The following is a 13,957-nucleotide window of genomic DNA, read 5'->3' on the forward strand; positions in this document are numbered from 1 at the left end:
ATGAACAAAGGTAACGAAATATTGCAATTGATTCTATAGCAAATGAAAAATTAACTATTTCTTTTTATATCAATCGAGTAGGTGAATTTATCCCCTCTGTAGAATCCGATATTGTATTCGATACTCCGGTTTCCGGCATCGTAGACCAGTCTTTTGCGGTATAAGACAGGGGAACCAGCCTGAATATTCAGGTATTTTGCCACGACATCATCGGCTGTAATAGCTTTTAGTTCTTCGCTGGAACGGCTGGGAAATACGGATAATTGTTGTTCTAAAAGTTGATACAAAGGTTGCTTAAAATTTTCTTGCCCGGTAAGTCCAACCCTGGGATGAAACCACGAAATAAAATACACAAAAGGTTCCTGATCATCGCCACGGAGCCTTTCTAACTTTACCAGCTTAGTACCTTTTTCAATCTGAAACGTGTCAGCCAGAATTGTATCAGCTGGTTCGGTGGTTACTTTCACCATATAGTTTTTTAACGATACCCCTTGCCTGGTCATTTCCTGCGTAAAGCTATGCCATTCGTCCAGATGGGTAGTGATGGTTTTAGGAGCTACCTGCGTACCTACCCCTTTTTTCCGGACAAGTAAGCCTTCCAGAACGAGTTTATAAATCCCCTGCCTGACTGTATTCCTGGATACACCAAAACGTTTGGCCAGTTCTTCTTCTTTTGGCAGCAACTTTCCTCCGTCGTATTGTCCACGTTCCACCAGTTCCCTGATCAGATCTTCGATTTGTTTATGCAGCGGGATGGGAGAAGAATGGTTGATTTTCATGCAGTACATCAGTTAAAGTAAACAGCTCAGTAATAGAATCTCAAAGATGATAAAATTTATGTTGGCATACCATATTTCAGATTTGAGAGCCACTCATAGATATAGATCTCCCGTCAAAGAATACTACTATATGTTAGCTGTTATGGCATAAATCAGGTATTTTCAACAAGTCAATTATTGAAATAGGAGCCTATTTAGCTGATTAATCTCAGAAGATATACCCTGATAGTAGGTATTACCTACACTAGATTTTTTACTTCCCCTGGTCTAAAATATATATGACATGTGGTTTTCTGTACCCTCACTTAATATTATATACACTAATTTGTTAGCTAGACAGGTTATTTTCTGAGATGGAATGAAGTTAAATATAGAAGTAGTAAAACATTCAGCATCAGCAATTTAATACCTTAAGCAGGCAATACCTCTTTAACTAGCATTACCTCTGCGAAAGGCAGCGTACCGGATATTAAATATTTTCAGAGCCGGAATAATTTTTAATAAAGTTAAGGATGTAACTATCGGAAAATTGTGGAATAGCACCACTTTTTGTAGCGACAAGTGCACCTGTGGCACCGGCAAAGGCTAAAGCCTGCGATACACCCTCCCCTTTGAGCATCTTACTTAGAAAAGCGGCCAGGAAGGCATCTCCACTACCAATGGTATCAGCTACTTCCACACGATAGCCTCTGTGTTCTACAAATCCTTTTTCATCTAACAGAATAGCTCCCTTCTCTCCTCTGGTGATCAGCACTTTATCCAGCTTATAACGCATCTTGATATATTCCATGGCCTCGGTTTGGGAAATGACTTTACCAAACCAGCTCATAATTTCAATCAATTCGTAATGGTTCATTTTCACGATATCGGCATAGCTGAGCAGCTGCTCGATAAGTTTGGGTGAATAATGCGGTGGACGCAGATTAATATCGTATACTTTTAGTTCAGCCAGGGCTATATATTTTGTTAAGGTATCATAGGTAGCTTTGCTTCTGGAGGCAAGACTGCCATAAATAAACAACTTACTTTGCGCAATCTGCTTGGCTACCTGTTCATCGTAAGCAATATAGTCCCAGGATACAGCCGGTGGAATTTCGTAGCTTACCTCTCTTTTGTTATCAATATTAGCTTTTACTATACTTGTCGGGTGTGCATTATCCACTTGAATATGACTAGTAGCAATCCCTTTTTCTTTCAATACCTCCACTAACTTTTTTCCCAAAACATCATTGCCTATCCGGCTAATAAACAGGGGTGAAATGCCATTGTATGTCAGATGGATGGCTACATTCATTGGTGCCCCGCCAGGCATATCGCCACTAGGAAGCCTATCCCAAAGCATTTCACCAAAGCAGATAATTTGTTGATCCATAGCATGTACCAAAATGTAAGGTTGAAGACAGAGTAAAGCGGTAGTTTTATAAACTGCAAATGCAAAGCACTCTTTGAATACCGATATACGCTATATTATCTGATAGGTAGTATATTTTTTAACGCATAGCGTAAATTTTCAACCGTTAGAGGTTTTTCTACATATCCTAATATCGGGAATAACTGGGCTTTGGCCTTCTCTTTATCATAGCTATGACTGCTCACCAGCAAAACGGATGTATAATTATGGCGCAGCCCTTCTATATGGTAGAGCTCTGTTAAAAACTCATACCCATCTAATACAGGCATGGTAATATCCACGAGAATTAGTTCAGGACAATACCTATGGGGATGCTCCAGCGTAGGCATGCAGTATTCTTTGATATAACCTAACGCTTCAAAAGCAGAAGAACAGCAAATGATTGTTGCATCGGCAAAGAGTTCTTTAGCCGCCTCCTCCATGATTATTCTACTAACCTTATCATCATCCACAATAAGCACTTGTCTTACTTTTTTCATAGCTTTTTGCTTAGGTCAATAAGAGATTTGTTAGCTCCTTAAGCTAATAACTGTTTCACTGGTATGGCTGCCATACGTCTATGCCTACCTCTTAATAACAGATTGGCCATTGTTATTGGTACATTAACTGCTTTGCGTATCATAATATTCACTACTCAATGTAGCATTTATTTCCTATGCCCGACTATCCTATAAAGAATTTCTTTATTCAATAAAGCTAGATACTAGCAATACTGACTGAACAACAATCATGTTAAGCCAGTATTGCCAGGAGTATTACGATAGAACAGAGACGGAGGCTGCGGTGTCTGAAAGGGTCCGCTCACCGACTTGTTGACGCCACATGGCGTAGTATAACCCTTTTTGCTCCAGCAATTCCTGATGCTTTCCGGCCTCTACGATCTTGCCCTTTTCCAGCACAAAAATACAGTCCGCATGAAGTACAGTTGAGAGACGGTGAGCAATGAGAATAGTCATGTGGTGGTGGCTTTCCGAGACATCACGTACCGTTTTACTGATTTCTTCTTCTGTGAGGGAATCCAGGGCGGAAGTAGCTTCATCGAACACGAGCAAGGTTGGTTTGCGAAGTAAGGCCCGTGCAATGGAAAGGCGCTGCTTCTCCCCACCTGATACTTTTACTCCCCCTTCTCCCAATACCGTATCCAAGCCTTTGTCGGCGCGGGCCAGCAGGTTATGGGCAGCCGCTCGGGTAAGCACCTCCAGACATTGCTCATCGGTAGCATTAGGGGCGGCAAATTTAAGGTTTTCGCGGATGGTGCCGGCAAAGAGCTGTGTATCCTGGGTCACAAAGCCAATTTGCTCCCGTAAACCGTTCAGATCAATACTGCTGCCGGGAACTTTGTTATATAAGATTTGCCCGGTGTGAGGCATATATAAGCCTACAAGCAATTTTACAAGAGTTGTTTTTCCGGCTCCGGATGGCCCTACGAAGGCAATAGTCTGGCCAACATTCATGTGGAATGAAATATTGGTGAGGGCATTTTGCCCGGCAGTCAGGTGTTTGAAACTTACCTGCTCAAAGGCCAATTCCTGAAGCCGGCCCACATCTACCGGATTTTCCGGAATACGCTCTTTTGGCATCTTAAGTATCCGCTGGAAGTTTTCGAGCGATACTTCTGTTTCCCGGTAAATATTAATAATATTCCCTAACTCCTGTAGCGGCCCGAACACAAAGAATGAGTAGAGGAAGAAAGTAAAAAACTGCCCTACTGTAAGTTCGCCAATCACCACCAGGTAGAGCATCATCAGTAATAGTCCATTACGGAGCAGATTTACGAATGTACCCTGCACGAAGCTCAAACTGCGGATGTAGCGGACTTTCTTGAGTTCCAATTTGAGAATTTTGGCAGTGGTATCGTTTAGCCGCTTGGTTTCTTGTCCGGAAAGGCCCAGACTTTTAATTAATTCTATATTCCGCAGCGACTCTGTAGTTGACCCGGCAAGGCTGGTTGTCTGGGCAACAATTGTTTTCTGAATTACTTTAATCCGTTTGCTGAGCAAAGAACTTACCAATCCAAGTATGGGTACTGAGGAGAGATACACCACACCCAACAGCCAGTTTACCGAAATGGCATACGTCATCACGAAAATGATGCCCACTAAAGAGGTGAACAAGATATTGACAAAGGCCGCTATTAGCTTTTCCACATCTATCCGCACTTTCTGGAGTACGCCTAAGGTTTCGCCGCTCCGCTGGTCTTCAAATACCTGAAACGGCATATCCAGAGAATGACGCAGGCCATCTGAATAGATCTGGGCACCCAGGCGCTGTGTAATTACGTTAATAAAATAATCCTGAAAAGCTTTAGCTATGCGAGATACCATCGCAACGCCCATGGCCGCCAGAATCAATAGGCCGGCTCCTTTCAGGAAAACACTAACACTGTTGTAATTCTTCAGCGAACCATCTTTGTTGATGACATACCCATCTATTATTTTCTGAAAAATATAAGGGTCCAGAAAGGAGAAAATCTGGTTAATGGCTGCCAGCAATAGTGCCAGCAGAACTAAGCCTTTGTACTGGCTTAAGTACGAATACAATAATTTCATGCAAAAAAGGTATATGAATGAGTAATAACTTAGGTAGAAATGAAAACAGTTTCGCCAGATAGCATCAGTGAAGCAATAGTAGTTTTTCTTTCTGTGTGAATTGTGCTTATGGCTGATGATGGCAGGAAATACCACAATCAACGCATACTCAGGTAAAGCTTACTACTCCTTGCTTTTCAGCTGTGTTAGATAATTAATTAACTCCTGTACCTTATCCATATTTAGCGATAAGTTAATGTTCCTTCCTGCTTTATCAGAATGAACAAGCCCTGCTTCCACTAACACCTTTAGATGATGAGATACAGCCGGCTGGGTCAGGGGTACAACTTCATTCACCTGGCAGCATCCAACACACCGTTGCTGGGCTATCTTTTGCAAAATTAACAGACGGTTACGATCACTCAATGCCTTAGCCAACTTTTCTACTGCTTTGGGGTCCATGTCCTGATTCATAAATATATCAATATTTTTAAATATATTTATATATATCCATATTTCAAATTTTTTTAGACTAAATCTTCTTTATAAGTGAGGGAAATGGCCAGGTCAATCCGGCAAGTATAGATCCCTCCTATCCTGTAGCAGCATAGAGTTCAGGACTGTCAATAAGCAGGTAGATCCATCAGGAAGAGTTTATCAACCTACACAATAAAAAAGGGGAATCATCCCCCTTCTTTATTCATTAATATAAACTGTAATGTACTTTTACAACTTCACACCCCGCAAACGTAAACTATTGGTAACAACAGATACTGAACTCAAGGCCATAGCTGCCCCGGCAATCATCGGGTCGAGCAGAAATCCGAAAGAAGGATACAAAATACCTGCTGCAATGGGTATACCAATAATATTATAAATAAATGCCCAAAACAAGTTCTGCCGGATAGCTTGCACGGTTTTGCGGGAAAGTTTTAACGCTTTCGGAATTTGGTTCAGATCAGAGGTGATCAAGGTCATTTTGGCAACGTCCATGGCAATATCCGATCCTTTGCCCATGGCTATACTAACATCTGCCTGCGCTAAGGCATGTGAATCGTTGATTCCATCGCCCACCATGGCCACAACCTTGCCTTGCTGTTGCAAAGTTTTCACAAAATCTGCTTTATCTGATGGCAGTACTTCTGCTTTGTAATGGGCTAACCCTACTTGCGTGGCTACTGCTTTAGCCGTTTGCTCATTGTCTCCGGTAAGCATATATACGTCTATCCCCTGTTTTTGCAGGTTTTCTACGGCTTGTTTAGATGTAGCTTTGATACGGTCGGCAATGGCCAGTATGGCTATTACCTGGTGGGTACTTGCAAAGAAAATCACTGTTTTGGCCTCCTCCTGCAACACGTTTGCCTGAGTAAGTAACGAACTACTGATAGCTACTTGATGATCTGACAGCAACTGCTGATTACCGACCAGATATGTTTCATTCTCAAAAGTAGCCTTCACTCCTTTTCCTGTCAGGCTTTCAAAGGATGATAACTCGACAGATGGACTCGCGGAAGTTCGCAACTTCCGTACGACTGCTTCAGCCAGCGGGTGTTCGGAGCTGGCTTCAATGGCTACTAAAATGGATTGATATACACCTTTGTCTCTGTCGTCTGCAAGCCACAGTTCATCGGTTACCTCCGGTTTGCCTTCGGTGATGGTGCCTGTTTTATCAAGCACAATGGCATTAACTTTATAGCCTAATTCCAGACTCTCGGCATCTTTGATCAGGATATTGTTTTCTGCCCCTTTCCCTACCCCTACCATAATGGCTGTGGGTGTGGCCAGACCTAATGCACAAGGACAAGCAATCACCAGCACGGTAACAAAAGCAAGCAAGGCATGCGTATAAGCATTATCTCCCCCCAGTACTATCCAGGCAAGTGCACTCAGGATGGCTATGCCTATTACCACCGGCACAAAGATTCCGGCAATTTTATCTACTAGTTTCTGTACCGGCGCTTTGCTCCCCTGCGCTTCCTGCACCATTTTTATGATCTGAGAAAGAATGGTATCTCCACCCACTTTTTCTGCCTCGAATCTAAAACTCCCTTTTTGATTTACCGTGCCGGCAAATACCTTATCTTCTGCTTTTTTCTCTACTGGCAAGGGCTCGCCACTAATCATGCTTTCGTCTACATAGGAAGTACCAAAAGTTACCTTGCCATCCACCGGAATTTTTTCTCCCGGCCGAACCACTAGTATATTACCGATGCTAACCTGTGCCGTAGGAATTTCTTTTTCCTGGCCGTTTTCAATAATTCTTACTGTTTTTGGCTGCAAACCCATCAGCTTTTTTATCGCAGAAGAGGTATTGGATTTAGCCCGTTCCTCCAGCAGCTTTCCCAGCAGAATGAATACAATAATCATGATGGCGGCCTCATAATACACATGGGCATGTAAGCCTTGTTCATGAAAGAAATGCGGATTCAGGGTGTTAAACAAGCTGAATAAAAAAGCAATCCCTGTACTTAAGGCCACCAGGGAATCCATATTTGCTTTGCCATGTTGCGCCTGCTTTTTAGCATTGATGTAGAAGTTACGCCCTAACCAGAGTACCGGCAACGATAGAGCCAGCATAATGTAGTTGGCATAGGGTATATCCATAAAAAACATCCCGATTACCACAACCGGCGCAGAAAAAATTGCTGCCCATATGGTTTTGGTTTTAAGCTCCTGGTAGTGCTTTGCTTGTACTTCCTGTTGCTTCTCACTGGCATTATCCTCATCAATGATCAGATCATACCCGATGGATTGTATCGCCTGTTGCAACTTGGGTAATGCTGTTTGGGAAGGATTATAATCTACCCAGGCCGTTTGATTAGCAAAGTTTACCCCGGCATCTTTTACGCCTTCCTCTGATTTCAGCATAGACTCTACACTGACCGCGCAAGCTGCACAGCTCATACCTGTAACAGGCAGCGTAACTTTGCGACCTTTCGATGTATTTGAGGTGTTCAGCCTTGCATTTTTAGTTAAGGTTTCTGTAACTGCATTCATGACTCAATATCTTTAACTACGTTCGACAACTAAACCATACAAAGGTACTCATCTCCTTTGTTAATGGGTTTACACAATTCCGGATATAATGTACATGATTTTCAGGTGAGAAAATTTATAGCCATTTACCTGCTACTGGAAACATAGTTGGATACGAAAGCATTCATGGTTAAGCTATTTGCAATTCACTGATATGCGAAGGCGGCAAACCTGTATTTATTATTGATTAGCCAGATGAGCTACGCTGCCATAACCTGTTTGAAAAACAATTGCAGCTAAAGAGGATTTTTGGGGACGAATGAGACAAAGTTTCAAGAGGAACTTCCCTGTTAGCAGACTCATTTTTTAATATACTAATATAGGGAATAGCCTAAAGCAAATACGCTAGCATAGATGCAGGCTGATGCAATTTATCTTACGTAAAGTTGTTTAGCTTGTCAGGGTTAACAGTTCCTAGAGGATTATTTGCTAATAGACAACTCTTTTGTGTGTTGGTAGCTTCTGTAAAGCAAGTAGCCAATAGCAAAAGAAACGAGAACTGCTATGGCAATGGGTGCTTCTTGCTGGGCGTACCATACTGGGATGTCATTAAACAAAGGACCTGCCATCCAGGCAAACGGCATAAAGGCAGCAAAGAGCAAAAAGGGGGAGATAAGAATGGCAACAATACGCAGCCAGAGCTGGCGGTTCTGGCTCAGGCGATAACCTATCCCAGTAGATCCGATAAGTAACAATACCAGGCCTACTTTCATTAAAAATGCAGCTGCCCCTGTATCAATAATTCGTCCATTGGTAGAAATAATTACCGCTAACTTCAGGGTCCAGGCAAAAGCCCCTCCCATCAAAAATAAAGCGGCAAGTTTTGTCCATCTTGTAAAAAGTGCTTTTAGTTGCATAAGTAATTTATAGGTTTGCAGGTAAGGACTGAATGGTAAGTCTTCACTATCGATTTGCTGTTTATGTGTAGCCGCGTATTTAGTAACCCTTTATTTTGAAGTATAAAATCAACAAAATAACTCCTGCGAGTTTGTGGCTATAGCATCTGTACTATTCAAGAAACTTTCTTTGAAAAATTATGTGCATACGTCCGGGCAGGTATTTACTTTTTCATCTCTAGTGCCTATATTGGTTTACCCGTTTCTTAATTGGTCTCTTTCTGCTTCTGCCCGCCAGACTATTCCTTCCAGACTATAGGATCTGGAAGCTTGAGAAAGAGCATATCTTAGATGCCTAAAGCGCTTGTAAGTAGTTCTGCTTAAACCAGCGTATGAGAACTTTTAACGAATTTTACCTATGCTGAACAACCATCTTATGCTTATCCTGCGCAATCTGTGTCACAACAAACCGTATCCCCTGCTTACCTATACTGGATTAGTAATTGGCTTAAGTAATTGCCTGATTAGTTACCTTACTGATTGATTTACTAACGGTAGGGTTTAACACGTTCAAAGCAACCCAGGGGATATTTTGTGAAGTAAATAAATCCCTGTAACCAGGCGTAGAAAAAATATTCAACTTAACCTAACAGTACAAACCGCATGAGAAATTGCATACTATTCTTAAGTAAAAATCTACAGAAAAGTTTCCTTTTACCAATTCTGGTTATTTTCTTGATAGGCTGCCAGCAGCGAGGACAAGAGGAAGCGGTAACTACACTAAATACTGGCAAAGGAGGTGGCCGGTCTGTCACAAGTTTTGATCGGCAAGAGGTCCCTCAAGGTCTGCTTACTTTATCAGCTCAAGCGAAAAAAGTAGAAGCCCATAAAACTCAGTTACCTAAAGAAAATCTGTACGGGAAATTTTTTGACGAGCGGGCAGCGTTCTACATTATTGAAGAGCCGCAGAACAAGCTATTCCAGGCAAAAGTAAAATCCCTGACCTTATATTATCTGGATGGCCAACTAAGCCAAACCCGGTATATCGTAGAGCAGGACATTGTAGATAGTTTGCTAAAAATGTATGGCAGTTTTGGAATTATTGGTCATGATCCGAAGAATCAGGAACTGATCCGCTCCAGGCAGATTATGCTTTCTACAACCGATGGATTAGTATTCAACAAAGCCTTAGACAATTATCAGCTAATCTGGCAAGTGGAAGATCAGCAGATTCGCTACCGGGTAAACAAACATACGCTTAACGAGCGCTTCAAGTATGTAGAGCGCACAAAAGCGTACAAACAAACATTGAATGAAATTGAACGGACTGCCATGTAAAAGCTAGCAGCAAAATAAGTCGAGGCAATTAAAATAGATCCTGAAACTTTTCATTCTTTGTTAGCCTGGTTCATTCCCTCCGATGGCCTGCTTCCTTTTCGTTCTTGCTTTGCATATAAGGTATCGGCTGTTTCTTGTGAGACTATCTGTAGTTCTGAATAAGTTGTTTTGCTTGAAATAATTGGAAAGCCTGCTACCCGGTTTGTCTGGCTACATGCTATACAAGTTTTGGCAGTTGGCAATGCTTTTAATCGTAATTCTGGTATTTCATTGTTGCATTTAATACATTTCATGGAACCATTTTTTAATACAAAACCGACATAGTAATGGTAATTTTTTTTAAGTAAATCAATAGTCAAAAATACGCCCTTTTTTTATACATATTTTTCGCAGACATTAAATTCAACTCCCCCTTTTGAAATTATCCATACCAGAGTTAGCTACGTGTACAATTTAATAAACATTGGCGTGGTTTAGCAGAGTAGGAAATGCCTGTCACTTCTTCAACTACATAGCCTAGAGTACCTATTTGCCTGTTTGTACAAATTTATACCTTTACCATCCCCCGGAATCCCCTGGCAGCATAATAAGGCTCAGCCCCGTTATGATACACAAAAACATGGTTGTAGCGCCGGTCACAAAAGAGAGCGCCGCCTAGTTCTCTAATAGCTTCAGGCGTTTTCACCCAGCTAGAGCTTTTAGTATCGAAGTTGCCAAGTGTCTGCAATTCCCGGTATTGCTGTTCGGTCAGAAGTTCGATGCCCATAGCCGTTGCCATATCGATGGCGTTAGTTGCTGGCTTATGTTCTTTCCTTGCCTGTTGTCCTTCCCAATCGTAACAAACACTCCGGCGGCCTTTTGGGCTTTCCGCTGAACAATCATAAAATAAATATTCACCTGTATTTTTATCCTGGCCAACCACATCAGGTTCACCGCCGGTACTTTCCATCTGGTGGAGTGACCATAGTTTCTGGGGAATAGCTTCCAGTTTTGCTTGTACATCAGCCCATTCAAGTCCCTGATGACGGTTCCTGTTTTTCTCAAACCGGTTTTTTAAAACGCTAAGTAATTCTTCCTGTTGTTCTGCGGACAACTCTTTTATTTGACTTGCCATCTTATTCATATGGGTAGATTATCTATGTTAAATATGTGTGTCAAGTGTACGGTTCAGTTACTAAGTAACGGAAATGACTTTTCTATCGGCAGGCCTGAAATACCACGATATCACCGTCAGGATGAGCAGTAACAATGAAGGAAACAATTCATTCACCGGATCACCGGATGCGATACGTGAAAAGGTTGCTCCCGACATGGCAAAGAAAAAGCCTGCATAGGCCCATTCCTTGAGTAACGCAAACTTAGGAATAAGCAAGGCTACTACACCCAAGAGTTTCCAGCTACCTAGTATGGGTAGAAAATAGTGCGGATAGCCCAAGCGTGTGATGTCCGCTACTTCTTCTTCTACTTTCAATAGCTGTACTACCCCCGTGGATAACATGCCTAAGGCAAGCCAGCTGGTAGATACCCAATAGATGATTTTATGTCTCTTTGTCATCGTATGTTCAGTAAATTGCTTACCAGGTCTTGTAACCGGTTATGGGCCATATTAATGCCTTGAGCAAATGGTAATTGCAATAGTTGGTCTCTGGCAGCAACCGATTTATAAACAATATGCATTGTGAGTTTGCTCTTGTCTTGGGGGAGTTCTTCAAATTCTAAAAACTCCAGCTGAACGGGAAAAGGGGTATTTTCCATTTCAAAGGTCCGGGTAATTTTCCGGTTCGGACTAAACTCATGGATGACTCCATTGAACCTGTGTTTGTTTCCGTATGGGTCGGTGGTTTCAAACTGGTAGCTGCCGTGCTGTTTATTTTCAAGCTTGAGCACTTTTGTCCCCATCCATTGCTCTACAAGTTGAGGCTCCACATAAGCTTTAAACAGTAAGTCTACCGGCAGTTCAAATTCCCGGGTTATTACTAAATCCTGCTTACCGTCCTGGGCATTAATTTTTGTTTTCTGTAGCATATTACGCTGGTTTATTTGCTTTGTATTCTTTCATTACCGTTTCCAGTTTAGTAAACCTATCTTCCCACATGTTGCGGAATGGCTCAATAAAATCGGCTATTTCCTTCATCTTCTGGGGATTTAAATGATAGTACATTTCTCTGCCCTGTTGTTCTTGTTGGAGCAATTCACATTCAGTGAGTATGTGCAAATGTTTGGAAACAGTCGGGCGGGCGGTATCAAAATTGGCGGCAATGGCTCCGGCCGTCATAGATTGGGTAGCAACCAATACCAGAATAGCCCTTCTGGTGGGGTCTGCTATGGCTTGGAATACATCTCTTCGTAAATTCATTGCGTAGCTATTTGACTACAAATATACATGTAGCCATTTAACTACGCAAATTTTTCTTGTGTTTTTATTTCAGTTCTACCAGTATACCTAGTTAATAGGAAAGCCCAGAAGTTTTCTTCAGATATTCGTCTGTTGAAAGTTGTGTCAGCATGAATAGAGCCACATCAGCACGGGAAATCTTTAACTGCAGCGTTTTATCAGTAGCTGAAAAGCCATGCCGGTAGTGGCCGGTAGCCTTGCCATCAGTAAAAGCAGCTGGCCGTACGATGGTCCAGTCCAGGGAAGATCTGGTAATGTATTTTTCCTGTAGCTCATGATCCAGGTAGGCTTGTTTCAACAACCATCCGAACATCAGGTGTTTCCAGAAAAAGGTAAGATTGCTTCTACTATCTCCAGCGCCAAGCGTAGTCTGGCAGATCAACCGTTTAATGCCCTTTTTTTCCATGGCGCGAATAATGTTGTGGGTTCCTTGCGAACGCACTATGCCTTTCCGGCCATTGCCTAAAGCACAAAATACGGCGTCCTGACCTGAGATGGCACGTTCTACATCGGCACTGTTGAGTACGTCCCCCTCAAAGAAGTGCAAGTGCGGATGAGTGAATTCTTGCAGTTTGGTTTTGTCTCTACCAAATGCAGTGACTGAATGTCCCAGAGAAAGAGCTTGTAAGACGAGTTGTTTGCCGATGGTGCCTGAGGCTCCAAAAATGATAAGTTTCATAGGTGAGCTTTTTCTATCAAAAATAAGCTCTCAAAAAACCTATGTATAGAACCATTCCGACAATTACGGATGCTTGCTTACCAGTTCTCCCTGGCCATCTGATATTGCAACTGGTATTGGGCAGGCGTTAAGCCGGTGAATTCCTTGAATGTCCTTCCCATATGCGACTGGTCGGCAAATCCGTTATCATAGGCAATAGCTGTCAGGGTGAATGGCTTGCCAGACCGCAACTGGGTGATGGCTGCCTGGAACCTGCATATTCTTGAAAAGAGGCTGGGAGTTATGCCCACATGCGCCAGAAATTTACGTTCAAACGTCCGCTCGGTTAAATTTACTTCCTCATATAATGTTTGCAGCGGTATATTCCCTTTTGTGCGCAGCAGAAGGTCAGTGGCATAGTGCAAGTCTTTTTCAGGTATTTTTGCCTGCTGATGTATCCGTTCAGTAAGTAAGCCACCTAGCAACGCCTTCTGCTCTTCAGTAGATCTACAATCGGCTATTTGTTCTTTAAGCGATGCAAAGCCTTTCATTTTTAGCAGGTCTACATCCAGGCAGGTATCCGCTAACAGACTTGCATCTATCCCAAACAATGATTTTAACACATGCGGATAGAGATAGATAATCATGATTTTACAACCTGTGTAGGCCGTTATGTCAATAGGCTTTACGGTTTGCCCATACACAAATACTTCTGGTAATTTCTTTTCATCCCCATTCAGGTACAGCGTATCATCTGCCAAGCTGATGACTATTCCAGGCAAGCCATCGGCAAAGAATGGCAAGCGTTGCATAGGGCTTTGAGGCGTACCGGATTCTACCACCAACATACTTTTGATATAGCCTTGCAACAGTGCCTGTTGTTTGTTTGATTGATACTTGCTTGCCAGGTAATTGACCATGTTTAGAGAAATTTGTGCTTTGTTGCTGAGCAGACTCTAGGTTACCCCTACCCTTT

Annotated in this window: 15 protein-coding genes; 1 reads left to right on the top strand and 14 read right to left on the bottom strand. The window is 42.3% G+C overall.

Annotated features, from left to right (window positions below):
- Window positions 1-50: 50 nt before the first annotated feature.
- From Q0590_RS09270 to Q0590_RS09300, 7 genes are all read right to left on the bottom strand, one after another.
- Window positions 51-779, bottom strand: a complete 729-nt coding sequence (locus Q0590_RS09270) for a GntR family transcriptional regulator (protein WP_302037241.1) — start codon at window positions 777-779, stop codon at window positions 51-53.
- 469 nt (window positions 780-1,248) lie between these two features.
- Complete coding sequence (locus tag Q0590_RS09275) at window positions 1,249-2,151, bottom strand: carbohydrate kinase family protein (RefSeq protein ID WP_302037242.1); 903 nt, start codon at window positions 2,149-2,151, stop codon at window positions 1,249-1,251.
- A 95-nt stretch (window positions 2,152-2,246) separates the two neighbouring features.
- On the bottom strand, window positions 2,247-2,669 hold the full coding sequence (locus Q0590_RS09280; protein ID WP_302037243.1) for a response regulator: 423 nt from the start codon (window positions 2,667-2,669) through the stop codon (window positions 2,247-2,249).
- A 276-nt stretch (window positions 2,670-2,945) separates the two neighbouring features.
- Entirely contained in the window at window positions 2,946-4,739 is a 1,794-nt protein-coding gene (locus Q0590_RS09285; protein ID WP_302037244.1) for an ABC transporter ATP-binding protein, read from the bottom strand.
- 162 nt (window positions 4,740-4,901) lie between these two features.
- Window positions 4,902-5,192, bottom strand: coding sequence for an ArsR/SmtB family transcription factor (locus Q0590_RS09290; RefSeq protein WP_302037245.1), 291 nt, complete (start codon window positions 5,190-5,192; stop codon window positions 4,902-4,904).
- A gap of 252 nt (window positions 5,193-5,444) precedes the next feature.
- Window positions 5,445-7,715: a heavy metal translocating P-type ATPase gene (locus tag Q0590_RS09295; RefSeq protein WP_302037246.1), complete on the bottom strand. Its 2,271-nt coding sequence runs from the start codon at window positions 7,713-7,715 to the stop codon at window positions 5,445-5,447.
- Window positions 7,716-8,176: 461 nt separating this feature from the next.
- The gene (locus Q0590_RS09300) at window positions 8,177-8,611 is read right to left on the bottom strand and encodes a hypothetical protein (RefSeq protein WP_302037247.1); all 435 of its coding nucleotides are present in this window, start codon (window positions 8,609-8,611) and stop codon (window positions 8,177-8,179) included.
- Window positions 8,612-9,253: 642 nt separating this feature from the next.
- Here Q0590_RS09300 and Q0590_RS09305 point away from each other — a divergent pair.
- Window positions 9,254-9,928 carry a hypothetical protein gene (locus Q0590_RS09305; RefSeq protein ID WP_302037248.1) on the top strand — a complete coding sequence of 225 codons (675 nt, stop codon included), beginning with the start codon at window positions 9,254-9,256 and terminating at the stop codon, window positions 9,926-9,928.
- 50 nt (window positions 9,929-9,978) lie between these two features.
- On the opposite strand, the gene Q0590_RS09310 is transcribed toward Q0590_RS09305, so the two are convergent.
- The 7 genes from Q0590_RS09310 to Q0590_RS09340 form a co-directional block, all read right to left on the bottom strand.
- Complete coding sequence (locus Q0590_RS09310; RefSeq protein WP_302037249.1) at window positions 9,979-10,221, bottom strand: TraR/DksA C4-type zinc finger protein; 243 nt, start codon at window positions 10,219-10,221, stop codon at window positions 9,979-9,981.
- A 254-nt stretch (window positions 10,222-10,475) separates the two neighbouring features.
- Window positions 10,476-11,042 (bottom strand): DUF4256 domain-containing protein, encoded by a 567-nt coding sequence (locus Q0590_RS09315; RefSeq protein WP_302037250.1) that lies wholly within the window; start codon window positions 11,040-11,042, stop codon window positions 10,476-10,478.
- Between the two features lie 60 nt (window positions 11,043-11,102).
- Window positions 11,103-11,483 carry a DoxX family protein gene (locus tag Q0590_RS09320; protein ID WP_302037251.1) on the bottom strand — a complete coding sequence of 127 codons (381 nt, stop codon included), beginning with the start codon at window positions 11,481-11,483 and terminating at the stop codon, window positions 11,103-11,105.
- Window positions 11,480-11,953 (bottom strand): SRPBCC domain-containing protein, encoded by a 474-nt coding sequence (locus Q0590_RS09325; protein WP_302037252.1) that lies wholly within the window; start codon window positions 11,951-11,953, stop codon window positions 11,480-11,482. The genes Q0590_RS09320 and Q0590_RS09325 overlap by 4 nt, the downstream gene beginning before the upstream one ends.
- A 1-nt stretch (window position 11,954) precedes the next feature.
- The gene (locus Q0590_RS09330; protein ID WP_302037253.1) at window positions 11,955-12,284 is read right to left on the bottom strand and encodes an ArsR/SmtB family transcription factor; all 330 of its coding nucleotides are present in this window, start codon (window positions 12,282-12,284) and stop codon (window positions 11,955-11,957) included.
- Window positions 12,285-12,375: 91 nt separating this feature from the next.
- The gene (locus Q0590_RS09335; RefSeq protein WP_302037254.1) at window positions 12,376-13,002 is read right to left on the bottom strand and encodes an NAD(P)-dependent oxidoreductase; all 627 of its coding nucleotides are present in this window, start codon (window positions 13,000-13,002) and stop codon (window positions 12,376-12,378) included.
- Window positions 13,003-13,079: 77 nt separating this feature from the next.
- Window positions 13,080-13,901 (bottom strand): helix-turn-helix domain-containing protein, encoded by an 822-nt coding sequence (locus tag Q0590_RS09340; protein WP_302037255.1) that lies wholly within the window; start codon window positions 13,899-13,901, stop codon window positions 13,080-13,082.
- Window positions 13,902-13,957 lie beyond the last annotated feature (56 nt).

It is taken from the genome of Rhodocytophaga aerolata (genome assembly GCF_030503435.1).
Lineage (GTDB): Bacteria > Bacteroidota > Bacteroidia > Cytophagales > 172606-1 > Rhodocytophaga > Rhodocytophaga aerolata.

Excerpts from the sequence above, each read along its gene's own strand:
- Q0590_RS09270 (WP_302037241.1), bottom strand. The coding sequence starts at position 779 with ATGAAAATCAACCATTCTTCTCCCATCCCGCTGCATAAACAAATCGAA.
- Q0590_RS09275 (WP_302037242.1), bottom strand. The coding sequence starts at position 2,151 with ATGGATCAACAAATTATCTGCTTTGGTGAAATGCTTTGGGATAGGCTT.
- Q0590_RS09280 (WP_302037243.1), bottom strand. The coding sequence starts at position 2,669 with ATGAAAAAAGTAAGACAAGTGCTTATTGTGGATGATGATAAGGTTAGT.
- Q0590_RS09285 (WP_302037244.1), bottom strand. The coding sequence starts at position 4,739 with ATGAAATTATTGTATTCGTACTTAAGCCAGTACAAAGGCTTAGTTCTG.
- Q0590_RS09290 (WP_302037245.1), bottom strand. The coding sequence starts at position 5,192 with ATGAATCAGGACATGGACCCCAAAGCAGTAGAAAAGTTGGCTAAGGCA.
- Q0590_RS09295 (WP_302037246.1), bottom strand. The coding sequence starts at position 7,715 with ATGAATGCAGTTACAGAAACCTTAACTAAAAATGCAAGGCTGAACACC.
- Q0590_RS09300 (WP_302037247.1), bottom strand. The coding sequence starts at position 8,611 with ATGCAACTAAAAGCACTTTTTACAAGATGGACAAAACTTGCCGCTTTA.
- Q0590_RS09305 (WP_302037248.1), top strand. The coding sequence starts at position 9,254 with ATGAGAAATTGCATACTATTCTTAAGTAAAAATCTACAGAAAAGTTTC.
- Q0590_RS09310 (WP_302037249.1), bottom strand. The coding sequence starts at position 10,221 with ATGAAATGTATTAAATGCAACAATGAAATACCAGAATTACGATTAAAA.
- Q0590_RS09315 (WP_302037250.1), bottom strand. The coding sequence starts at position 11,042 with ATGGCAAGTCAAATAAAAGAGTTGTCCGCAGAACAACAGGAAGAATTA.
- Q0590_RS09320 (WP_302037251.1), bottom strand. The coding sequence starts at position 11,483 with ATGACAAAGAGACATAAAATCATCTATTGGGTATCTACCAGCTGGCTT.
- Q0590_RS09325 (WP_302037252.1), bottom strand. The coding sequence starts at position 11,953 with ATGCTACAGAAAACAAAAATTAATGCCCAGGACGGTAAGCAGGATTTA.
- Q0590_RS09330 (WP_302037253.1), bottom strand. The coding sequence starts at position 12,284 with ATGAATTTACGAAGAGATGTATTCCAAGCCATAGCAGACCCCACCAGA.
- Q0590_RS09335 (WP_302037254.1), bottom strand. The coding sequence starts at position 13,002 with ATGAAACTTATCATTTTTGGAGCCTCAGGCACCATCGGCAAACAACTC.
- Q0590_RS09340 (WP_302037255.1), bottom strand. The coding sequence starts at position 13,901 with ATGGTCAATTACCTGGCAAGCAAGTATCAATCAAACAAACAACAGGCA.